The sequence below is a fragment of the Trinickia sp. genome (assembly GCF_057351765.1).
This window is the reverse complement of the sequence record NZ_JBMRBK010000054.1, coordinates 28,027-49,600: the sequence shown is the minus strand read 5'-3', so window position 1 is coordinate 49,600 and position 21,574 is coordinate 28,027. Positions and strand designations below refer to the sequence as shown.

Below are 21,574 nucleotides of genomic sequence, written 5' to 3'. Positions count from 1 at the left end.
CATGCGCGCAAGCCGTCCGGCGTCATTGACTGAATAACCGGCGCGTCGCCGCGGAGCCGGCGGGGATGCCGGCCTCCTCGAGCTTGGCGTAAAGCGTCATCAGTTGTTTTTCGATCGCCAGCAGCGCCGATTCGGGAAGCGGCCGACGCTGATCGTCGACGACACGCCCGCCGATGCGCTCGGCCAGCGACTTCGCGTAGTCGCACATGAGCCTGAACGGCAGAATATCCTCGTCGGCCACCGGCACATCGAGAATCAGCGTGATCATCTGCCCGCCCTTGTAGGTCAGGTCATCGCGCAGGAAGTTGGTGTCGCCGAACTGCAGCATGAAAACGGGGCTTTGCCTCGCATCGAGCTTGACGAAGCGCGTACCGTCGCGCGAGAGCAGCAATCCGTCCTGGGAAGCCACGGCCTGCACGTAGTTGGCCGACCAGGGCGCCCCATCCGAGAGGACGTTGATCGACAACTGCGCGTCGCACTGCGCCGCGAAGCTGTCGAGTTCGCGCGCCATCGACACCGTTTCGAGCATGTCCGGAAATTCGGGGGCGCCGTCGACCGCGTCGGCGAACTGCTGCACACCGGAGACGAATTCCGAGAACTCGAGCTCGTTCAACGCACCGCCGCGGTTCGCCAGCTGAACCGCCGCGCGCAGTTCGTCATAACGTTGCCCGTTTTGCAGCAGCTCCCAGGCGCCGGCGCCTTCGGCCTTGCCCTCGATATAGACGGGCTTGCTGCCGGCTCGGCGCAATCGCTGCGCGAACGGCACCGCTTTGTCGCCGGCAACGGAGCCGCCTAGCTTGATCGGCACCACGCAGTCGATGCGGCGATCGACGACATGCGGCGGCGCCGAGGAAATCGTCGTGGCAGCCGGCGCGACGGGCGCATCGGACATCTGCTCCGCGTGCCGCGCTCCTGGCACGTCGCGCGACAGATCGCCGTCGGGCACCGTCGCGTCCGCTTGAAGATCGGCCGGCGTGTCGAGCGGCGCGGCGCCGAAGCTCGGTTCGATCCTGGGCGCCTCGGCTGCGGCCGGCGCATCGGAGAGCGCCGGCTCGCGGCGAACGTTTGCGCGCGCGGGCTCGATAAACGGCCGCTCCTCCTCGGAATCGTGACGCGCAAGTGCTTCGGCGGCGTCGGGCGGCATCGGTCTTGGCATCCTGCGGCGCACTTTCGCCCCCTGCCATGCGTTGTATCCGACCACTCCCGCCACCACCACGGCGCCCGCGCCGATCAACCCGAGTGTCAACTCGTCCATGCACGCTCCATGAAGCACGTTCTTTCGTCGAGGGCGGCCGTGCAGTGTGCCGACCGCCGCTGTCGTTCGTTCAAGCCGTATTCTGTGCGAAACCGGCCGCGGTTTCCATGTCGACCGCCACGATGCGCGAGACACCCTGCTCCTGCATCGTCACGCCGATCAGTTGCTGCGCCATCTCCATCGCGATCTTGTTGTGCGAAATGAAGAGGAACTGCGTCTTTTCGGACATGGCGCGCACGAGATTGGCAAAGCGTTCCGTGTTTGCGTCGTCGAGCGGCGCATCGACCTCGTCGAGCAGGCAGAACGGCGCGGGATTGAGCTGGAACATCGCGAAGACGAGCGCCGTGGCCGTCAGCGCCTTCTCGCCGCCCGACAGCAAGTGGATGGTCGAATTTTTCTTGCCGGGCGGCTGGGCCATCACCTGCACGCCCGCATCGAGAATCTCGTCGCCCGTCATGATGAGCTTCGCCTGCCCGCCGCCGAAAAGACGCGGGAAGAGCTCGCCGAAATGCCGGTTGACTTCGTCGAACGTGCCTTGCAGCAGCGTACGGGTCTCCTGGTCGATCTTGCGGATGGCGTCTTCGAGCGTATCGATGGCGGCCGTCAGGTCGGCCGATTGCGCGTCGAGGAACGTCTTGCGCTCGGTCGCGGCCGCCAGCTCGTCGAGCGCCGCCATGTTGACGGGCCCCAACGCATTGATCGCGTTGTTGATGCGCGTCACTTCCCCTTGCAGGTACGACGGCTTCATATCCGGCGTCAACTTTTGCTGCAGCTCGGCTTCGTCGACACCCGCCTCGGCGAGTTGCTCGACGAACTGCTCGCCGGCGATGCGCGCCGCTTGCTCCTTCAACTGCAGTTCGGTGATGCGCTCGCGCAGCGGCTGCAGCGAACGCTCGGTCGTCAACCGCATTTCGTCGGCATGACGCAGCTTCGCCGTCAGGTCGTCGAGCTCGATGCGCGCGGCGCCGAGCGCGGCTTCCTTTTCGGCGCGCACGGCGAGCGCTTCCTGGAGGCCCGTATGCGCGGTCTGCTCGTTGATCGATTCCAGTTCCGCGCGGGCATCCTCGAGCGAGGCCGCGACGCGTTCGCTCTGTTCTTGCGCGATGTGAATGCTGCGCTTGAGTTCCTCGATCCGATTGGCCATGTTGCGCGCGGCGAAGCGCGCGTCGGTGGCCGCCCGGTCGAGATCGCGGGCCTCCGTGCGCGCCGCGCTCAGCGTTTCGTCGAGTGCTTCGAACGCGAGCTGATCGTCCTCGAAACGGGCCTGCAACGCGGCAAGCTCGCCGTCGTGGCGCTCGAAGTTCGCCTCGGATTCGGCGCGCTGCGCGCGCTGATCCTCGATCTGCGCGCCGATTTCGTCCAGTTCCTCGCGAATCTGCGTGCTGCGCTGGGTATAGCGCTCGTGCGCTTGCGTGAGCTTCAGCACGTCGAGCTGCAGCGCATGCACGCGCTGGGTCGCCCGCTCGAGCTGCGCGCGCGCATCGGCCAGCGCTTGCGTCGCCTGGGTGTGCGCCGCATCGGTGCGAATCGCCGCGGTCTTCGCCTCGTCCGCCAACAAAGTCTGCGCGCGCAATTGGCGTGTGAGGTTCTCGATCTCCTGCTCGCGGGCCAACATGCCGGCCTGCTCGGAATCCGCCGCGTAAAGCTGAACGCCTACACGCGTGAGTACGTGCCCCGCCTTGACGACGAAAGCCGCCCCCTCCGGCAACTGCGTGCGCTGGGCGAGCGCCGAGCCCAGATCGTCGGCGACGTACACATGACCGAGCCAGTCGGCCAGCACCGCGCGCAGCCCCGCGTCGTCGATGCGCATGAGCGAGAGCAACGGCCGCAGGCCCGGGGCCTGCTCGCGCGGCACGCCAGCCGAAGGCGGCGCGTAGAACGCAAGCTTGGCCGGGGGCGCATCGCTCGCGAACGCCTTGACCCAGTCGAGATTGGAGATCTCGAGCGCGGCGAGCCGTTCGCGCAACACCGATTCGAGCGCCGTTTCCCAGCCCGTTTCGACATGCAGCTTCTTCCACAGACGCGGCAAACCTCCCAGTTCGTGTTTGTCGAGCCAGGGCTGAATCTTGCCGTCGGTCTGTACGTTTTCCTGCAAATGCTTGAGCGCGACGAGCCGCGCTTCGAGCTGATGGATGCGCGCCGTTTCCGTTTGCGTGCGCTCGTGCGCCTCGCGCCGCGCCGCATCGAGCGCCGGCAGCGCGCCCTCGGCCTCGGCCAGACGCGCCTGCGCATCGCGTTGGATCTCCTCATGCTCGGCAAGCTGCATGCGCCCTTCCTCGAGCTGCACCTCGTCCGGCGCGTCGAGGCCACCCGCCTCCGCCTTGAGGCGCTCGTGGCGCTGTTGCAACTGCTGCAACTGTTGATCGGCATTGCGCTGATGCGCTGCCTCGAGCTTGAGCGCCTGTTCGGTCTGGGCGATCTCGCCGCGCTCGTCGTTCAGCCGCGCCTGCGCATCGCGCCATTGCGCCTCGAGCGCCGGCAATGCATCGTGCTTCGCCGCCGCCGCGTCTTCGGCCAGCACTGCCTTTTCTTCGGCGATGGCAAGCTGTGCATCGGCATCCTCGAGCTCGCCGCGCGCCTTTTCGGCCTGCGCCTGCCATTGCTCGCGCTGCGCCGTCAGCGCCGCGATCTGGGCCTGCACGCGATTGCGCGACTCGACGATGAACTTGATTTGCGCTTCGAGCCGGCTCACCTCGGAATTCGCTTCGTACAGAGCGCCCTGCGCACCCTGCATTGCGTCGCTCGCGGCATAGTGCGCGACGCGCAACGTCTCCAGGTCGGCTTCGACTTCGCGCAGGCGCGCGGTCTGCGCCTCGAGATCGATTTGCGCCTCGGAAATGGCGCGCTGTTGCCGCGCCTGCTCGGCAGCGGCCTCGTTCTTGCGCAAGAGCCACAGCAGCCGCTGCTTTTCCTCGCCTTGCGCCTGCAGCGTCTTGAACTCGGTCGCGACGACCGCCTGCGCCTCGAGCTTTTCGAGGTTGGCGCTCAGTTCGCGGACGATGTCCTCCACACGCGTCAGATTCTCGCGCGTGTCGTGCAGGCGGTTCTCCGTCTCGCGGCGCCGCTCCTTGTACTTCGACACGCCGGCGGCTTCCTCGAGAAAGACCCGCAGATCTTCGGGCTTGGCCTCGATGATCCGGGAGATCATGCCCTGCCCGATGATCGCGTAGGCGCGCGGCCCCAGGCCGGTGCCGAGGAAGATGTCCTGAATGTCGCGCCGGCGCGCGGGCAGGTTGTTGATGTAGTAGCTCGACGTGCCGTCGCGCGTAAGCACGCGCTTCACCGCGATTTCGGCGTACTGCCCCCATTGGCCGGCCGCGCGGCCGTCGGCATTGTCGAATACGAGCTCGACGCTCGCGCGGCTGCCGGGCTTGCGCGCAGTCGAGCCGTTGAAGATCACGTCCTGCATCGACTCGCCGCGCAGCTCGGAGGCGCGCGACTCGCCCAGCACCCAGCGCACGGCATCGATGATGTTCGATTTTCCGCAACCATTGGGCCCGACGACACCGACCAGTTGGCCGGGGACCTGGAAGTGGGTGGGATCGACGAAGGACTTGAAGCCAGCGAGTTTGATCGAGGTCAGACGCACGGCGATATCGCTGATTGAATAGGGGAAGGTCGAACGGGCCGCGAGCCGCACGGCCCGCGGGCAAGTGGCAATCATACCATCGCCCCAATCGCGTCCCGGCCCATCGAGCGACGCAGCGCAACGGGGCGAGCCAGGGCGGCTATAATGGCCGCCTTCTCGATCGTCGCCGCACCGCGGCCGAGCCTCGAGCGCGCTGGCGGGCTTGGCCCCGAAGGCGTCGCCGGATCCGGCATGGTAGCGGGCGAGCACAGCCGCTTTCGATTTCGTCAACGCCGAAGCCCAACGTGAACCCTCGACTCGACAGCCTCCAGCCTTATCCGTTCGAAAAGCTGCGCGCCCTGCTCAAGGACTCGGCACCGCCGAGCGCGCTGCCTCACATCAGCTTCGGCATCGGCGAGCCCAAGCACGCCACGCCGAAGGTCGTCACCGATGCTGTCGTGGCATCGCTCGACACGCTGTCGAACTATCCCGCGACGGCGGGCTCGCCCGCGCTGCGCGAGGCGATCGCGCGCTGGGCCTCCCGGCGCTATGGTCTGCCCGCGCTCGATCCGGCAACCGAAGTGCTGCCCGTGTCGGGTTCGCGCGAAGCGCTTTTTTCGCTTGCGCAAGCGGTGGTGGACGGCTCGCGCCCGGATGCGGTCGTGCTCTGCCCCAACCCGTTTTATCAGATCTATGAGGGCGCGGCCCTGCTGGCCGGCGCGCAACCGTACTTCGCGAACAGCGACCCGGCACGCAACTTCGCGTGCGACTACCGCGCCGTGCCGCGAGACGTCTGGTCGCGCACGCAGTTGCTGTATGTCTGCTCGCCAGGCAATCCGACCGGAGCGGTGCTGACGCTCGACGATTGGCGCCAACTGTTCGCGCTCTCGGACGAGCACGGTTTCGTCATCGCCTCGGACGAGTGCTACTCCGAGATCTATTTCGACGAAGCCAAGCCGCCTCTCGGCAGCCTGGAGGCAGCCCACCGGCTCGGCCGCGGCTTCGAGCGTCTCGTCATGCTGTCGAGCCTGTCGAAGCGCTCGAACGTGCCCGGCATGCGCTCGGGCTTCGTGGCAGGCGATGCCCGATTGCTTCAACGCTTCTTGCTCTACCGAACCTATCACGGCGCCGCGCTTTCGCCTGTCTACCAGAGCGCGAGCATTGCCGCCTGGAGCGACGAAGCGCACGTGCGCGAAAACCGCGCGAAATACGTGAGCAAATTTTCGGCGGTCACGCCGATGCTTGCCGAGGTGCTCGACGTGAAGCTGCCCGACGCCGCGTTCTACCTCTGGGCCAACGTCGCACGCACCGGGCTCTCGGACACCGAATTCGCCCGGCGTCTTCACGCCGACTATAATGTGACCGTTTTGCCGGGCTCGTATCTCGCGCGCACCGCGCATGGCGTCAACCCCGGCCGGGATTTCATCCGCCTGGCGCTCGTCGCGAACGAGAGCGAGTGCGTCGAAGGCGCCCGGCGCATCGTCGATTTCTGCCGTTCGCTCGCTCGGTAGCGGTCGCGCCCGCGCGGCGGCTCGCCGCCGCCTGATTGCCGCACCGCTCAGCCGGGCCGGAACTGCCCATCCGATATCCACTTAGCCAAATCGAGACCATGTCGCAACAACTTCAGCAAATCATCGACACCGCCTGGGACAACCGTGCCGAGCTCTCGCCGAAGGCCGCGCCGGCCGAAGTGCGCGAAGCCGTCGCACATGCGATCGGCGAACTCGATTGCGGCGCGCTGCGCGTCGCCGAAAAGAAAGACGGTCAATGGGTCGTCAACCAATGGCTGAAAAAGGCCGTGCTGTTGTCGTTCCGGCTCGAGGACAATGCCCCGATGCCGGCAGGCGGCTACTCGCAGTTCTACGACAAGGTGCCTTCGAAGTTCGCCCATTACACGGCCGAAGACTTCGCGGCGGGCGGCTTTCGCGTCGTGCCCCCCGCCATCGCGCGCCGCGGTTCGTTCATCGCGAAAAACGTCGTGCTGATGCCTTCTTACACCAACATCGGTGCTTATGTCGACGAAGGCTCGATGGTCGATACCTGGGCCACGGTCGGCTCGTGCGCGCAGATCGGCAAGAACGTGCATCTGTCGGGCGGCGTCGGGATCGGCGGCGTGCTCGAACCGCTGCAGGCCAATCCCGTCATCATCGAAGACAACTGTTTCATCGGCGCGCGCTCGGAGGTGGTCGAGGGTGTGATCGTCGGCGAGAATTCGGTCATCTCGATGGGTGTGTACCTCGGCCAGAGCACCAAGATCTACGATCGCGAAACGGGCGAAGTCAGCTACGGCTACGTGCCGCCGGGCTCGGTCGTCGTCGCGGGCAATCTGCCCTCGAAGGACGGGTCGCATAGCCTTTACTGCGCGGTGATCGTCAAGAAGGTCGATGCCAAGACGCGTGCCAAAGTGGGCCTCAACGAGCTGCTGCGGGGCGATTGATGTCGGCCGCGCATACCGTCGTCTACGGCATTCCCAACTGCGATACCGTGAAGAAGGCGCGCACCTGGCTCGAAGCGCGCGGCGTGCCGTTCGAGTTTCACGATTTCAAGAAGGCGGGGCTGACCGCTTCGCTCGTGAACGCGTGGCTCGCCGACGTACCGTTGGAACTGCTGCTGAATCGCCGGGGCACGACGTGGCGGGGCCTCCCGGATGCCGCCAAGGCGGCCGCCGAGACGCGCGACGGTGCCGTTGCGCTCATGGTCGACAAGCCTTCCGTCGTCAAGCGCCCCGTGGTGGTGGTCGACGGGCGCGTGAAGACGCTCGGCTTTTCCGTCGAAGCCTACGAAACGCTTTTCGCGTAGCCCGTTGCCCCGGTGCACTGCCTGCCGCGCACCGGCGCGGCGTGCGTCGCACGGGACAACGCCTCGAACGCAACTGCCGGCCGCCGTGCGGCCGGCATTTTTTGTTGATACGGATTCGAATCCATGTCCGGCACCCTCGCCCTTACCGAACAGCTGATCGCGCGTGCATCCGTCACGCCCGACGACCAGGATTGCCAGCAGTTGCTGATCGAACGCCTGCAAGCCGTCGGCTTCACGTGCGAGACGATCGAAGCGCACGGTGTCACGAACTTGTGGGCCGTCAAGCGCGGCGGAAGCGGTGCAGGCGGAAAACTGCTCGCATTCGCCGGCCATACCGATGTCGTGCCGACGGGCCCGCTCGAACAATGGAGTTCGCCGCCGTTCGTGCCCACGCAGCGGGACGGCAAGCTCTACGGCCGCGGCGCGGCTGACATGAAGACATCGATCGCGGGCTTCGTCGTCGCGACCGAGGAGTTCGTCGCCGCTCATCCCGATCACAGCGGCTCGATCGCCTTTTTGATCACGAGCGACGAGGAAGGGCCCGCCACGTACGGTACGGTGAAAGTCGTCGAAGCGCTCCAAGCACGCGGCGAGACGCTCGATTACTGCATCGTCGGCGAACCCACGTCGGACGCGACACTCGGCGACGTCGTCAAAAACGGCCGGCGCGGCTCGATGTCGGGCAAGCTCACGGTCAAAGGGGTGCAAGGCCATATCGCCTATCCGCATCTCGCAAAGAATCCGGTTCATCTCCTGGCGCCCGCGCTGACGGAGTTGGTTGCCGAACACTGGGACGCCGGCAACGAATACTTCCCCCCCACGACCTGGCAGGTCTCGAATCTGCACAGCGGCACCGGCGCGAGCAACGTGATTCCGGGGCGGGCCGAGTTGACGTTCAACTTCCGCTTCTCGACCGCGAGCACCGTCGAGGGGCTGCAACAGCGCGTGCATGCCATCCTCGATAAACACGGCCTCGATTACGAACTCGACTGGACCGTCAGCGGGTTGCCGTTTCTCACGCCGCGCGGCGAGCTGTCGAACGCGGTCGTCGCGGCCATCGGGCAGGAGACCGGCGTGAGCGCCGAGCTCTCGACGACAGGGGGCACCTCGGACGGACGCTTCATCGCGCGAATCTGCAAGCAGATCGTGGAGTTCGGCCCGCCGAACGGCAGCATTCACAAGATCGACGAACACATCGAGCTCGCTTTCATCGAGCCCCTCAAAAACATCTATCGGCGCGTGCTTGAAGCGCTGATCGCCTGATGCGCGAAGGAGCTGCAGCAATGACGACGCCGTTCATCACCGTTCGCGACCTGCTCCGTTATGCGGTCTCGCGCTTCAATGCCTCGGGGCTTGCTTACGGCCATGGCAGCGACAACGCCTACGACGAGGCTGCGTACCTGATCCTGCATACGCTGCACCTGCCGCTCGATACGCTCGAACCATTTTTCGACGCCCGACTGCTCGCCAGCGAGATCGAAGAAGTGCTCGCCGTGATCGCTCGCCGCGCCGACGAACGGCTGCCCGCTGCCTACATCACGCACGAAGCCTGGATGCACGGCCGGCGCTTTTACGTCGACGAACGCGTCATCGTGCCGCGTTCATTCATCGGCGAGTTGCTCGAAGACGGCCTGCAGCCCTACGTCGCGGACCCCGACGAAGTCGGCGCGGTGCTCGAACTCTGTACCGGTTCCGCATCGCTCGCCATCCTCGCCGCCCACGCGTTTCCGAATGCCGACGTGGATGCGGTCGACATCTCCGCGCCGGCGCTCGAAGTCGCCGCGCTCAACGTGACGGAGTACGGGCTCGAGGACCGCATTGCGCTGTTCGAAGGCGACCTTTTCGCGCCGTTGCCCGAACGCCGCTACGACGTCGTCATTGCCAACCCGCCCTACGTGAACAGCGCATCGATGGCGGAGCTGCCGGCCGAGTATCGCCACGAGCCGGCCCTCGCGCTTGCGGGCGGCGACGACGGCATGGACATCGTTCGCCGCATCGTCGGGGAGGCGCGCAACTGGCTGACCGAAGAAGGTGTGCTCATCGTCGAGATCGGCAACGAGCGCGCACATGTCGAAGCGGCATTCGGCGGGCTCGATCTCGTGTGGCTGCCGACGAGCGCAGGCGAAGACAGCGTGTTCCTCCTTTCGGCGAACGATTTGCCGGCACCCTGAGGCACGCTTCGGCCTCATCATCTTCCGCCGGCGTTTCGGTAAGATGCGCACGGGCGATGCGCGTGTCATCGCGGACGGAACAGGCTGTCTCATGCACTTCGAATTCAACTGGCTTTCGCTCGGCAGTCTCATCTTTGCGGCGCACGTGCTCGGCGCCGTCGCCGCTTGCCATGCGATCTTGCACACGCGCACCTCGCAAGGCGCCATCGCCTGGGCCGTCTCGCTCGTGGCGATGCCGTATTTGACGGTCGTTCCGTATCTTTTTCTCGGACGAAGCAAGTTCGCCGGCTATGTCGACGCGCGCCGGGTCGAGAACGAGCTGGTACGCTCGCGCGCCCACCCGCAGACCTGGGATACGAGCGCCTCGACGGCCGGCGCGCCCGCCGAGGCGCTCGGTCACCATGTCGTGCGCTCGCTGGCAAGCCTGAGCGGCATGCCGTTTCTGCCCGGCAACAGCGCACGCACGCTCGTCAACGGCGACGCGACGTTCGCCGCCATCCTCGACGCCATCGAGCACGCACAGCGCTACGTGCTCGTGCAGTTTTTCATCGTGCGCGACGACGCGCTCGGAAGAATGCTGAGGGATCTGCTCATCGCCAAAGCGGCCGCGGGCGTTCGCGTATCGTTTCTCTACGACAGCATCGGTTCGTTCGATCTGCCGCAGCACTATGTCCTGGCGCTGCGCGCGGCCGGCATCGACATCCATCCGTTTGCGACGAACCGGCGCTTCGTCAACCGCTTCCAGTTGAATTTTCGCAATCACCGCAAGATCGTCGTGGTGGACGGCGAACGCGCATTCGTCGGCGGCCATAACGTCGGCGTGGAGTATCTCGGCGGCAATCCGCGCCTCTCGCCCTGGCGCGATACGCACATCGAGTTGCGCGGGCCTGTGGTGGCGAGCGTGCAGTTCGTGTTCATCGAGGATTGGCACTGGGCCACGCAGGATCTGCCGCAACTGCCGCCGTCGCAAGCCGAGCAACCCGAGGCGGTGGGCGACATGCACTGTCTCGTCGTCGCACCGGGCCCCGCCGACAAATTCGAAACCGGCTCGCTGTTTTTCGTGGAGGCGATCAATGCCGCCCAGACGCGCGTCTGGATCACGTCGCCCTATCTGATTCCCGACGAGGCGGTGTTCTCGGCGTTGCGGCTCGCCGTGATGCGCGGCGTCGATGTCAGGATCCTGATCCCGAGCCGCCGCGATCACTACGTGGTGTTCGAGGCATCGAAGCTGTATGCCTACGATCTGCTGCGGGCGGGCGTACGCATTTTCAGGTATCGGCCGGGCTTCCTTCACCAGAAGGTCGTGCTGATCGACGATATCGCCGCCGCGATCGGTAGCGCAAATCTCGACAATCGCTCGTTTCGCCTCAATTTCGAAATCATGGTGCTGACGATCGATCCTGGCTTTGCCCGCGAAGTCGAGGCCATGTTGCTTGACGACTTCGAACAGTCCTACCAAGTCGAGCGCAGCGAATACCACGATGCACCCGCGCGGCGGCGGATTCTGATGCATGTGGCGCGGCTTTTTTCGCCGATTCTGTGATGCACCGGCGCAGGGTCAAGCAGGCTGCCGCTTTACAGCAACGCCTCGATATCGCCCTCGAGTTCCTCGGGCTTCGTGGCCGGCGCATAGCGCTTGACGACGCGGCCGCTACGATCGACCAGAAACTTCGTGAAATTCCATTTGATCCAGCGCGTGCCGAGCACGCCCGGCGCCTGCCGCGTCAGATAGCGATACAGCGGGTGCGCGTTCGGTCCCTTGACATCTATTTTTTCGAACATCGGAAAGGCAACACCGTACTGCTTCTCGCAAAAGCTGCCGATCTGGGCCGCGTCCCCGGGCTCCTGCTTGCCGAATTGATTGCACGGAAAGCCCAGCACTTCGAAGCCGCGCGCGGCATAACGGTCATGCAGGCGTTGCAAGCCGGCATACTGCGGCGTGAACCCGCACTCACTGGCCGTGTTGACGATCAACAGCACCTTGTCCCGGTAGCGTTCCAAGCTCACCGGCTCGCCGCCGAGTTCGCGTGCGGTAAATTCATAAAGCGATGTCATCGTGCCCTCTCCTGCGTTATCGTTCCCGACGAACCGGCAGTCTATGCGATATCGGGGCCAAACTGAGCGCGCCCGATCACGGCAGCCCCGTCTAAAATAGCGTTTTTCGAGCCGTCAAATTCCGTCGTGATCCGTTTCAACCAATTCAGCCTCTCGCGCGGCGTCAAGCCCCTTTTCGAAGCCACGTCGTTCGCCCTCAATCCGGGCGAGAAAGCCGGACTCGTCGGCGCGAACGGCGCGGGCAAGTCGACGCTCTTTGCCGTCTTGCGCGGCGAACTGCATGCCGACGCGGGCGATGTTTCGCTGCCGCCCACCTGGCGCATCGCGCATGTGGCGCAAGACACACCGGCCGCCCAGAAATCGGCCCTCGAATATACGCTCGACGGCGACGCCGATTTGCGCGAGGTCGAAGCGCGCATCGCCGCGGCCGAACGCGCCCATGACGGCGAGGCCCTCGCCCACGAGCATGCAGCCTTCGCCGATGCGGACGGCTATACGGCGCCCGCCCGCGCCGAGGCGCTGCTGCTCGGATTGGGCTTTACGCTCGCGCAAACGCGCGAAAGCGTCGCGAGCTTTTCGGGCGGCTGGCGCATGCGGCTGAACCTCGCGCAGGCACTAATGTGCCGCTCCGATTTGCTGCTGCTCGACGAGCCGACGAATCACCTCGATCTCGACGCGATCGTCTGGCTCGAGGACTGGCTGCACCGCTACCCCGGCACGCTGATCGTGATTTCGCATGACCGCGAGTTCCTGGACTCGGTCTGCAACGTCACGCTGCATCTGGACAACCGGCGGGTGACGCGCTACGGCGGCAACTACTCGCAGTTCGAGATCCTTCGCGCGCAGCAGCTTGCGTTGCAGCAAAGCGCCTATGAGAAGCAGCAAAAAACGGTCGCCCATCTGCAAAGCTTCATCGATCGCTTCAAGGCCAAGGCCACCAAGGCCCGGCAGGCGCAAAGCCGCATGAAGGCGCTCGAGAAAATGGAGCTCATCGCACCGGCTCACGTGGCGTCGCCTTTCACGTTCGAGTTTCGCGAGCCCGATGCCGCGCCGAATCCGATGCTCGTCATGGAGGACGTACGGTGCGGTTACCGTGGCGATGGCGGCGATGGCGGCGATATCGACATCCCGATCCTCGAAGGCGTGACGCTGTCGATCCAGAACGGTCAGCGCATCGGGCTGCTGGGCGCGAACGGCCAAGGCAAGTCGACGCTCGTCAAGACACTGGCTGGCACGCTCGAACCGCTCGCGGGCTCGATGCATCAAGGCCGCGGGCTCGTGATCGGCTACTTCGCCCAGCACCAGCTCGAAACGCTGCGGCCCGACGATTCACCGCTCGCCCATCTGGCGCGCATCGCTCCCGATGCCCGCGAACAAGTGCTGCGCGACTTCCTGGGCGGCTTCAATTTTTCCGGCGACATGGCGAGCGCGCCGATCGCACCGTTCTCGGGCGGCGAAAAGGCGCGGCTCGCGCTGGCACTCATCATCTGGCAAAAACCGAATCTGCTGTTGCTCGACGAGCCGACGAATCACCTCGATCTCGAAACACGGCACGCATTGACCATGGCGCTTGCGCAGTTCGAAGGGACGCTGATCCTCGTTTCGCACGACCGGCATCTGCTGCGAGCGAGCACCGATCAGTTCATGCTCGTCGCGCATCACCGTGTCGAGCCGTTCGATGGCGATCTCGACGACTATCGCGACTGGCTCCTCGAACACGCCGCGCAAGCGCGCAGCGCGGCCCGAGCGGCGCATGCCGAGGCTGGCGACGCGGTGGATGGCCTCACGGCCGGCGCGGCCAACCGCAAAGATCAGCGCCGCCAGGAGGCGCAGGTTCGACAGAAACTCGCGCAACTGAAAAAGCCGTTGCAAACGAGGATTGCCAGAATCGAGAAAGAGATGGAAACATTGAACACGCAAAAGGCAGCGCTAGACGCGTTCGTCGCGGATGCGGCCAGCTATGAGCCCGCCATGAAGGCCCGGCTGACCGAGACGCTCAGGCAGCAAGCCGATGTCCAATCGCGCCTGGAGACGCTCGAAGCTCAGTGGCTCGAAGCGCAGGAGGAACTCGAACAGATAGGCTAGCGCCCGGGTGCGGGCGCTCATTCGACCGAGAGGAGGTGTGCTCTTGACTGCCCCGTTGCGAGGTCTGCGCGTGCTGGACCTCACCCGTTTGCTGCCCGGACCGCTCGCCACTTTGCGGCTGGCGGAGCTCGGCGCCGACGTACTCAAGATCGAAGAGCCCGGAGCGGGCGACGGCGCGCGGGCGATGCTGCAAAGCGCGGCGGACCGGTCCGCGGGCCGGCCGAGCGCGTTTTACCGGCTCGTCAACCGCGGCAAGCGTGAAACGCGGCTGGACCTGAAGAGCGAGACGGGCCGCACGGTGTTGCGCGCGCTCGTACGCGAATCGCACGTACTCGTCGAGAGCTTCCGGCCCGGCGTGATGGCCCGCCTGGGGCTCGATTACGCAAGCCTCGCCAAAATCAATCCCAAACTGGTCTACTGCGCGATCACCGGCTATGGTGCAACTGGGCCCTTTGCGCATCGGCCCGGACACGACATCAACTATCTGGCTTACGCCGGTGTCCTCGATCAAATCCGAGGGGCGGACGGCACGCCCGTCATTCCCAACATTCAGATCGCCGATATTCTCGGCGGCGCATCGACGGCGCTCACCCAGATTCTTGCCGCGCTATGGCAGGTCACGCAGGGAGGCGGCGGCTCGTTTCTCGACATATCGATGACGCATGCCATCCGCGCCTGCAACGTCGTGGCCCACGCCACACTCGAGCATGCCGGCGGGCAGCACGCCGCATCGGCGGACCTCGCCGCCGGACACGGACTGATGACCGGCGGCGCGCCTTGCTACAACGTCTACAAGACGGCGGACGGACGCTGGCTGGCCATCGGCGCGCTGGAGCTCAAATTCTGGGAGAAGCTGTGCCGCGCATTGGGGCGCGAGGATTGGACGAGTCGCCACTGGAGCCTCGGTCAGGCGGCGGGCGGCGCCGACGCTGCATCGCTGACGCGCGAGCTGGCCGCGCGCATCGCCAGCCAGCCGCTTGCGGCCTGGCTCGCATTGCTCGAGCCGCTCGATTGCTGTGTGAGCCCCGTATTGACCGTCGAGGAAGCGCGCCAACACCTTTTGTTCACGACAACGGACGCGGACTCGTAGCGCGTACTTCGCGCGCCCGCGCCTGCAAGATGCGCTCGCTGCGCAGGGCGCTATGCAGCTAGCGGCTACTCCAGCTCCTTGACGCGGCCGATCGCCTCGTCGATTCGCTCGACGGCCAATACCTGCAGTCCCTCGATCGTCTGCTTCGGCGCATTCGCCTTCGGAATCAGCGCCGCCGTGAAACCGAGCTTGGCCGCTTCCTTGAGCCGTTCCTGGCCCCGCGGCGACGGCCGGATTTCACCGGCCAGACCGACTTCGCCAAACACGATCAGCCCCTTCGGCAGCGGCTTGTTGCGCATCGACGAGTGGATCGCAAGCAAGACAGCCAGATCCGCGGCCGGCTCCGCGATCTTCACGCCGCCCACCGCGTTGAGGAACACATCCTGATCGAAACAGGCGATGCCGGCATGCCGATGCAGCACGGCAAGCAGCATCGCGAGCCGGTTTTGCTCGAGCCCGACGGCCAGACGGCGCGGATTCGGCACATGCGCCGTATCGACGAGAGCCTGAATTTCGACCAGCAGTGGCCGTGACCCCTCTTGCGTCACGAGCACGCACGAGCCCGGTACGATCTGCTCGTGCTGCGAGAGAAAAAGCGCCGAGGGATTCGCCACGCCGCGCAGCCCGCGTTCCGTCATCGCAAAAACGCCGAGTTCGTTGACGGCGCCAAAACGGTTCTTGAACGCACGCACGAGCCTGAACGACGAATGCGTATCGCCTTCGAAGTAAAGCACCGTGTCGACGATATGCTCCAGCACGCGCGGGCCGGCAAGACTGCCCTCCTTCGTCACGTGGCCGACCATGACGACGGTCGTCCCCGATTGCTTGGCGAGCCGCGTGAGCTGCGCCGCACACTCGCGCACCTGGGCGACGGAGCCCGGCGCCGAGCTGAGCGCGTCGGAATAGATCGTTTGAATCGAATCGACGACGGCGACATCGGGCCGCTCCGCCTCGATCGCCGCCTGGATCTTTTCCAGCTGAATCTCGGCGAGCAGCCTCAGCTCGGCCGCCTTCGAGCCTGGCTCGACAAGCGCCAGCCGCTGCGCACGCAAGCCGATCTGGGCCGCCGATTCCTCGCCGCTGATATAGAGTGCGCGGCGCTCTTCGGCCAGCGCGGCGAGCGACTGCAGGAGCAGCGTCGATTTGCCAATGCCGGGATCGCCGCCGATCAACACAACCGCACCTGCGACGAAGCCGCCCCCCAGCACGCGGTCGAACTCCCCGATGCCGGTGGAAAATCGCGGCACGTCGGCCGCTTCGATATCGGCGAGCCGTTGCACGGGGGCGGTTTTCGCGAGCGATTGGAAGCGATGTGCGCCGGCGGCCGGTGCGACCGTCTCGACGAGCGTGTTCCATGCTCCGCAGGCCGGGCACTGCCCTTGCCATTTGGGAGATTGTCCGCCGCACTCGGTACAGCTATACGTCGTTTTTTGTTTTGCCACGCGCTATGGGTCCGCTATCCGGCGGTGCCGGTTCGGCCGTTCTAGATGGTTTCAATGGTGCTCGACGGGCACAACGCAACAGGTGCGAAGCTATTCCGCGCGCACGGGCACGCGTTGCGCCACCGCGCACATGAGCTCGTAGCCGATCGTGCCGCAGGCGCGCGCGACATCGTCGATCGGCACCTGCGCGCCCCAGAGCTCTACGCGCGAGCCGACATTGGCCGCCGGGCACGGCGTAAGATCGACGGTCAGCATATCCATCGAAACACGTCCGATCACGCGCGTGCGAACGCCGTCGACCACGATCGGCGTGCCGTCGGGCGCACAGCGCGGATAGCCGTCGGCGTAGCCGCAAGCCACGACCCCGATGCGCATCGGGCCCGGTGCCGAGAACGCCGAGCCGTAGCCGACGGTCTGCCCGGCGCTCAGCGTTTGGACGGCGATCAGCTCCGAGGCGAGCGTCATGGCCGGCTGCAGGCCGGTGCCTTCGATCGCGGCGGTGACGCCCGAGGGCGATGCGCCGTAAAGGATGATGCCGGGGCGCACCCAGTCGAAATGCGCGCCAGGGTGCCAGAGCGTGGCGGCCGAGTTCGCAAGACTGCGCGCGCCCGCGATTCCTTCGGCACCGCGTTCGAATGCCGCGAGTTGCTCTTCGATGCCGCGCTCGCCGTCCGCATCGGCAAAATGCGTCATCAACGCGATCTGACCGACTCCGGGGCACGCGCGCGCCCGTTCCCAGGCGGCCCGGAACTTCTCGGGCGTATACCCGAGCCGGTTCATCCCCGTATTCATCTTGAGTTGAATGTTGACGGGCTTCGAGAGCCTCGCCATTTCGAGCATGCGCAACTGCTCGTCGCAGTGCACCGTCGTCGTGAGGCTGTACCGGTCGATCACGTCGATGTCGGTAGGCCGGAAAAAGCCCTCAAGCAGGAGGATCGGACCGGCCCAGCCGAGCTCGCGCAACTTGGCCGCCTCTTCGAGATCGAGCAGACCGAAACCGTCGGTTGCCCGCAGGCCCGGGAACGCACGGGCCAATCCGTGGCCGTAGGCATTGGCTTTGACGACTGCCCAGACCTTGGAGTTCGGCGCGTGGCGGCGGGCGACAGCGAGGTTGTTGGCCAGGGCGGCGGTATGGATCGTGGCGAGAAGCGGGCGCGGCATGGGTGTTTTCGTAAGAACTTAAGGGCGCAAGCAGGCGCTATCGGGCGCTCGTGGCGCTCCTTTCGCGCGGGTGAACGGCCGCTGGCGCCGCCTGGGCAACGCGAGCAGCCGTCCGAAGGCACCTATTTTCGTGATATAAAGCCGTGCGCACAACCCATTTCGAACGGCATAGGCCCAAACGCGTCGCTCGCGAGGAGCCAGGACAAGGCACAACGAGGACAGCATCGCATCTGATGAAAAAAGGTTTTTATTCCATCATGGCCGCGCAGTTTTTTTCGTCGCTGGCCGATAGTGCCCTTCTGATTGCCGCCATCGCTCTGCTCAAAGACCTGCATGCCCAGAACTGGATGACGCCGCTGCTCAAGCTGTTTTTCGTCCTCTCGTATGTGGTGCTTGCAGCGTTCGTCGGTGCGTTTGCCGATTCCCGCCCCAAAGGGCGCGTCATGTTCGTCACCAACACGATCAAGATCGTCGGCTGCATCGTCATGATGGTCGGAGCGCATCCGCTGCTCGCCTACGGCATCGTCGGGTTCGGCGCGGCGGCCTATTCGCCCGCCAAATACGGCATCCTCACCGAACTGCTGCCGCCCGAGCGGCTCGTCGCGGCAAACGGGTGGATCGAAGGGACCACGGTCGCATCGATCATCCTCGGTACCGTGCTCGGGGGCGCGCTCATCAGCCCCCATATCGCCGTGCACATCCTTCGGCACCATATTCCGTTCGTCGCCACGCCGGCCGAAGCCGCGATGCTCGTCATCGTCGGCATCTACTTCATTGCGGCGCTCTTCAACCTGCGCATCCCCGATACCGGCGCACGGTATCCGCGGCAGGAACACGGTCCGATCAAGCTCGTCACCGATTTCGCCGAGTGCTTCCTGACGCTGTGGCGCGACAAGCTCGGCCAGATCTCGCTGGCGGTCACGACGCTGTTCTGGGGCGCGGGCGCGACGCTTCAGTTCATCGTGCTGAAATGGGCCGAAGTCTCGCTCGGCATGTCGCTGTCCGAAGGCGCGATTCTGCAGGCCGTCGTCGCCCTCGGGGTAGCCTTCGGCGCAATGGCAGCCGCAGCCAAAGTGCCGCTCAAGAAGTCGCTTACCGTACTGCCCGTCGGCGTGCTCATGGGCATCGCCGTCATGCTCATGGCCTTTTACACCCGCCATCTGATTCCCGCGAACTGGGGCCTTTACTTCGGGCGCGTGCATGTGCCCGGCTATCTGATCATTGCTTACTTGTTCCTGATGGTCGTCGGCGCCCTGTCGGGCTTTTTCGTCGTGCCGATGAATGCGCTGCTCCAGCATCGTGGGCACGTGCTGCTTTCCGCGGGACATTCGATCGCCGTGCAGAATTTCAACGAGAATCTGTCCGTGCTGATCATGCTCTGCCTTTATGCGGTGCTCGTCTGGCTCGACGTGCCGGTATCGATCGTGATCGTGCTGTTCGGTACGTTCGTCTGTCTGATGATGTGGGTGGTCATGCGGCGCCACCAAGCCAATCAGCGCGCTTTCGATGCAGTCGCGCTGATCGGCGAAGTCAAACACTGAGTCGAGCACGAAGCCGGCACCGGGCCGGGGAGTCGCCATGTCGCATGCCATACCGAACGTCCTTTCGATCGCCGGCTCCGACTCGGGCGGCGGCGCGGGAATCCAGGCCGACCTCAAGACGTTCTCGGCGCTCGGTGCCTACGGCGCGAGCGTCGTCACGGCGCTGACCGCCCAGAACACGCGCGGCGTCTTCGCCGTGCATGCGCCCGACGCGGCATTCGTCGGCGCCCAACTCGATGCGGTTTTCAGCGACATTCGCATCGATGCGGTCAAGATCGGCATGCTTGCCAACATCGATATCGTGCGCGCCGTAGCCGGTGCACTGCGCCAGTACCGACCGCAGTTCGTCGTACTCGACACCGTCATCCTTTCATCGAGCCGGCACCCTCTTCTCGCCCCCGACGCCGTGGCCGCCATGCGCGACGAGCTCGTACCGCTCGCCAGCCTCGTGACGCCCAATCTGCCCGAAGCGGCGGCGCTCCTCGGCGGCCCCGAGGCCACCGACGAGGCGGCCATGCTCGATCAGGCGCAGGCGCTGCGGGCGCTGGGCGCCCAAGCCGTATTGATGAAGGGCGGTCACCTGGGCGGTGCCCAAAGCCCGGATTGGCTCGTCGAAGCCACGAACACGAGGCGTTTCGGAGCGGCGCGGCTGACAGTACCGAATACGCACGGCACAGGCTGCACGCTCTCCTCCGCCATCGCCGCGCTGATGCCGCGGCATAGCGATCTCGGCGACGCAATCGCCGGTGCCAAGGCCTATCTGCTCGATGCGATGCGCGAAAGCGTACGACTCGACGTGGGTACCGGCACCGGCCCGCTCCATCACTTCTATCGCTGGTGGTAGGACTGCCGGGCGAAGACGGCCGCCGCCCGCGGCCAGCCGTCCGGGACGACGAAGCCGCGCGCCTGCTCGATCCAAGGGTCGCCCGAGGCGCAACGGCTGAAGGCGGCCACCATCGTCGGTCCGCTCTGCGAGGCCAGGCGCGCGGCGAGCGCATCGGCCGACACGAATTCCCCCGCTTGCACCGCACGCTCGGATCGGGGGGCGAGCCACGCAAGGCGCGGTAGCACGGCCCAGGCGTCGGCACGGCCCGCGGCAAAACGCGGCAACGCCGTGCGCTCGAGCCAGAACCCCCGCGCGTGCCGCGGATCGATCGCCGCCGGCATCGGCGGCAGTTCGAGCCCGCCCGACGCTTCGTTCCATCGATAGAAAAGCCAGCCTTTCACGAACATCCGCGCGTCCCACGGACCCGCATGACCGAGCGACGCGAACTCGTCGCGCGCGGAAAGCGGCAGTTGGTGCTCGACGAGATGCGCGAGCTTCAGATCGAAGCGGTCTTGCAAGCTCGGGCCCACGTAGTCGGCCAGCGAGGCATCGGTGCCGCCCGCATGCAAATAGCATTTGACCGCGAGCTCCCAATGCAGACGGAGTCCGTCCGGTGTCCGGATCAGAAAATCGCATTCGCCGAGCGTGCGGCCTGCCCGGCGCAACGCCACGTTGGCCGCAACGAGCCTCAGCGAAGGGCCGTGCTCGAGGAAAAATGCGAGCAGGCATTCTGCGTAGCGGCCCAACCGGGTGAATCGCGATGCGGCAAGGCACTCGCGCAGCGGCGCCGGGTCGCGCTCGAGCGTCAGGAGCCACGCGACACTCGCCGCCGCGTCGGCCGGACTGTCGAAAGGCTCGGCAAGCATGCCGAGCGGTGGCTGCGGCCGCAAAAGCGACGGGCTCAAAAGCAGCCATGCGAGATCCCGGACGGACGGCTCATGGAGCCGCTCGAGCAACGCATCGAGCGCGGCCGCCTCGGCTGCCGGCTCGAACGCGCTCATTCACCCGCCCGTTCGGAAAGCGCTTGCCGATAGGTGTCGTCCGCGAGACATAGGTCAGCCCACGCTTTCGCCTTGTCCGGCAGACTGCGCAGCAGATAAGCGGGGTGATAGGTGACGACGACGGGCACGCCCTCGTAACGGTGCACGCGTTGGCGCAGCGACGAAATGCTCGCATCCGTCTTCAACAGGTTTTGCGCCGCGACGCGCCCCAGCGCGACGATCAGTTTTGGCTTGAGGAGCGCGACTTGTCGCTGGAGGTACGGTTCGCAGCGCGCCACCTCGTCGGGCTCCGGATTGCGGTTGCCGGGCGGGCGGCATTTGACGACGTTGGCGATATAGACGTTCTCGCCGCGCGCGAGCGCCAGCGCGCGCAGCATGCTGTCGAGCAGCTTGCCGGCCTGGCCGACGAACGGTTCGCCTTGCTTGTCCTCGTTTTCGCCCGGCGCCTCGCCGATCAGCATCCAATCGGCCTCGCGATCGCCGACCCCGAACACGGTGCGCGTGCGTTTCTCGCACAGGCGGCACTGCTCGCAGCCGGCCACGCGGGCTTCGAGCGCCTCCCAGTCGAGCGCCGCGACAT

Annotated in this window: 16 protein-coding genes and 1 pseudogene; 10 read left to right on the top strand and 7 right to left on the bottom strand. The window is 65.6% G+C overall.

Features of this window, described 5'->3' with window-relative positions:
• Nucleotides 1–22: 22 nt before the first annotated feature.
• Together ACO1XS_RS15135 and smc are read right to left on the bottom strand one after the other, a co-directional pair.
• Nucleotides 23–1,255: a cell division protein ZipA C-terminal FtsZ-binding domain-containing protein gene (locus ACO1XS_RS15135; RefSeq protein WP_331572771.1), complete on the bottom strand. Its 1,233-nt coding sequence runs from the start codon at nt 1,253–1,255 to the stop codon at nt 23–25.
• Nucleotides 1,256–1,325: 70 nt separating this feature from the next.
• Complete coding sequence (gene smc, locus ACO1XS_RS15130) at nt 1,326–4,844, bottom strand: chromosome segregation protein SMC (protein ID WP_486391091.1); 3,519 nt, start codon at nt 4,842–4,844, stop codon at nt 1,326–1,328.
• Between the two features lie 284 nt (nt 4,845–5,128).
• Here smc and dapC point away from each other — a divergent pair, with 284 nt between their 5' ends.
• The 6 genes from dapC to cls all read left to right on the top strand — a co-directional run bounded on the left by dapC (nt 5,129) and on the right by cls (nt 11,336).
• A complete protein-coding gene (dapC, locus tag ACO1XS_RS15125) occupies nt 5,129–6,334 on the top strand; it encodes a succinyldiaminopimelate transaminase (RefSeq protein WP_486391069.1) in 1,206 nt (401 codons plus the stop codon).
• Between the two features lie 98 nt (nt 6,335–6,432).
• Nucleotides 6,433–7,260, top strand: coding sequence for a 2,3,4,5-tetrahydropyridine-2,6-dicarboxylate N-succinyltransferase (gene dapD, locus ACO1XS_RS15120; RefSeq protein WP_486391068.1), 828 nt, complete (start codon nt 6,433–6,435; stop codon nt 7,258–7,260).
• Nucleotides 7,260–7,622 carry an ArsC family reductase gene (locus ACO1XS_RS15115; protein WP_331572765.1) on the top strand — a complete coding sequence of 121 codons (363 nt, stop codon included), beginning with the start codon at nt 7,260–7,262 and terminating at the stop codon, nt 7,620–7,622. The genes dapD and ACO1XS_RS15115 overlap by 1 nt, the downstream gene beginning before the upstream one ends.
• A gap of 123 nt (nt 7,623–7,745) precedes the next feature.
• Complete coding sequence (dapE, locus tag ACO1XS_RS15110) at nt 7,746–8,885, top strand: succinyl-diaminopimelate desuccinylase (protein ID WP_486391067.1); 1,140 nt, start codon at nt 7,746–7,748, stop codon at nt 8,883–8,885.
• Between the two features lie 20 nt (nt 8,886–8,905).
• On the top strand, nt 8,906–9,793 hold the full coding sequence (gene prmB, locus ACO1XS_RS15105; protein WP_486391066.1) for a 50S ribosomal protein L3 N(5)-glutamine methyltransferase: 888 nt from the start codon (nt 8,906–8,908) through the stop codon (nt 9,791–9,793).
• Between the two features lie 91 nt (nt 9,794–9,884).
• The gene (gene cls / locus ACO1XS_RS15100) at nt 9,885–11,336 is read left to right on the top strand and encodes a cardiolipin synthase (protein ID WP_486391065.1); all 1,452 of its coding nucleotides are present in this window, start codon (nt 9,885–9,887) and stop codon (nt 11,334–11,336) included.
• Between the two features lie 32 nt (nt 11,337–11,368).
• Here the strand turns inward: cls and ACO1XS_RS15095 are convergent, their stop codons facing one another.
• Complete coding sequence (locus tag ACO1XS_RS15095; RefSeq protein WP_440558701.1) at nt 11,369–11,848, bottom strand: glutathione peroxidase; 480 nt, start codon at nt 11,846–11,848, stop codon at nt 11,369–11,371.
• Nucleotides 11,849–11,974: 126 nt separating this feature from the next.
• Between ACO1XS_RS15095 and ACO1XS_RS15090 the strand changes: the two genes are divergently transcribed.
• Both ACO1XS_RS15090 and ACO1XS_RS15085 read left to right on the top strand, forming a co-directional pair.
• Nucleotides 11,975–13,933, top strand: coding sequence for an ATP-binding cassette domain-containing protein (locus tag ACO1XS_RS15090; protein ID WP_486391064.1), 1,959 nt, complete (start codon nt 11,975–11,977; stop codon nt 13,931–13,933).
• A 37-nt stretch (nt 13,934–13,970) separates the two neighbouring features.
• A complete protein-coding gene (locus ACO1XS_RS15085; RefSeq protein WP_486391063.1) occupies nt 13,971–15,023 on the top strand; it encodes a CaiB/BaiF CoA transferase family protein in 1,053 nt (350 codons plus the stop codon).
• A gap of 65 nt (nt 15,024–15,088) precedes the next feature.
• On the opposite strand, the gene radA is transcribed toward ACO1XS_RS15085, so the two are convergent.
• Both radA and alr read right to left on the bottom strand, forming a co-directional pair.
• Nucleotides 15,089–16,465, bottom strand: coding sequence for a DNA repair protein RadA (gene radA / locus ACO1XS_RS15080; RefSeq protein ID WP_486391062.1), 1,377 nt, complete (start codon nt 16,463–16,465; stop codon nt 15,089–15,091).
• 90 nt (nt 16,466–16,555) lie between these two features.
• Nucleotides 16,556–17,626 (bottom strand): alanine racemase, encoded by a 1,071-nt coding sequence (gene alr, locus ACO1XS_RS15075; protein ID WP_486391061.1) that lies wholly within the window; start codon nt 17,624–17,626, stop codon nt 16,556–16,558.
• Nucleotides 17,627–17,859: 233 nt separating this feature from the next.
• Between alr and lplT the strand changes: the two genes are divergently transcribed.
• Nucleotides 17,860–19,167, top strand: coding sequence for a lysophospholipid transporter LplT (gene lplT, locus ACO1XS_RS15070; protein ID WP_331572747.1), 1,308 nt, complete (start codon nt 17,860–17,862; stop codon nt 19,165–19,167).
• A 37-nt stretch (nt 19,168–19,204) separates the two neighbouring features.
• The gene (gene thiD / locus ACO1XS_RS15065) at nt 19,205–20,011 is read left to right on the top strand and encodes a bifunctional hydroxymethylpyrimidine kinase/phosphomethylpyrimidine kinase (RefSeq protein ID WP_440558695.1); all 807 of its coding nucleotides are present in this window, start codon (nt 19,205–19,207) and stop codon (nt 20,009–20,011) included.
• Here thiD and ACO1XS_RS15060 read toward each other — a convergent pair.
• Together ACO1XS_RS15060 and ACO1XS_RS15055 are read right to left on the bottom strand one after the other, a co-directional pair.
• Nucleotides 19,996–20,994 carry a DUF1853 family protein gene (locus tag ACO1XS_RS15060; protein WP_486391060.1) on the bottom strand — a complete coding sequence of 333 codons (999 nt, stop codon included), beginning with the start codon at nt 20,992–20,994 and terminating at the stop codon, nt 19,996–19,998. The genes thiD and ACO1XS_RS15060 overlap by 16 nt on opposite strands.
• Nucleotides 20,991–21,572 (bottom strand): annotated as a pseudogene (locus tag ACO1XS_RS15055) (uracil-DNA glycosylase); the annotation flags it as partial. The gene ACO1XS_RS15060 and the pseudogene ACO1XS_RS15055, both read right to left, overlap by 4 nt.
• Between the last annotated feature and the right edge of the window lie 2 nt (nt 21,573–21,574).

What these genes read in the sequence shown, in the direction of transcription:
- cls (WP_486391065.1), top strand. Translation starts at nt 9,885, where the DNA reads ATGCACTTCGAATTCAACTGGCTTTCGCTCGGCAGTCTCATCTTTGCG.
- dapD (WP_486391068.1), top strand. Translation starts at nt 6,433, where the DNA reads ATGTCGCAACAACTTCAGCAAATCATCGACACCGCCTGGGACAACCGT.
- lplT (WP_331572747.1), top strand. Translation starts at nt 17,860, where the DNA reads ATGAAAAAAGGTTTTTATTCCATCATGGCCGCGCAGTTTTTTTCGTCG.
- alr (WP_486391061.1), bottom strand. Translation starts at nt 17,626, where the DNA reads ATGCCGCGCCCGCTTCTCGCCACGATCCATACCGCCGCCCTGGCCAAC.
- thiD (WP_440558695.1), top strand. Translation starts at nt 19,205, where the DNA reads ATGTCGCATGCCATACCGAACGTCCTTTCGATCGCCGGCTCCGACTCG.
- ACO1XS_RS15060 (WP_486391060.1), bottom strand. Translation starts at nt 20,994, where the DNA reads ATGAGCGCGTTCGAGCCGGCAGCCGAGGCGGCCGCGCTCGATGCGTTG.
- ACO1XS_RS15115 (WP_331572765.1), top strand. Translation starts at nt 7,260, where the DNA reads ATGTCGGCCGCGCATACCGTCGTCTACGGCATTCCCAACTGCGATACC.
- dapE (WP_486391067.1), top strand. Translation starts at nt 7,746, where the DNA reads ATGTCCGGCACCCTCGCCCTTACCGAACAGCTGATCGCGCGTGCATCC.
- ACO1XS_RS15135 (WP_331572771.1), bottom strand. Translation starts at nt 1,255, where the DNA reads ATGGACGAGTTGACACTCGGGTTGATCGGCGCGGGCGCCGTGGTGGTG.
- prmB (WP_486391066.1), top strand. Translation starts at nt 8,906, where the DNA reads ATGACGACGCCGTTCATCACCGTTCGCGACCTGCTCCGTTATGCGGTC.
- ACO1XS_RS15095 (WP_440558701.1), bottom strand. Translation starts at nt 11,848, where the DNA reads ATGACATCGCTTTATGAATTTACCGCACGCGAACTCGGCGGCGAGCCG.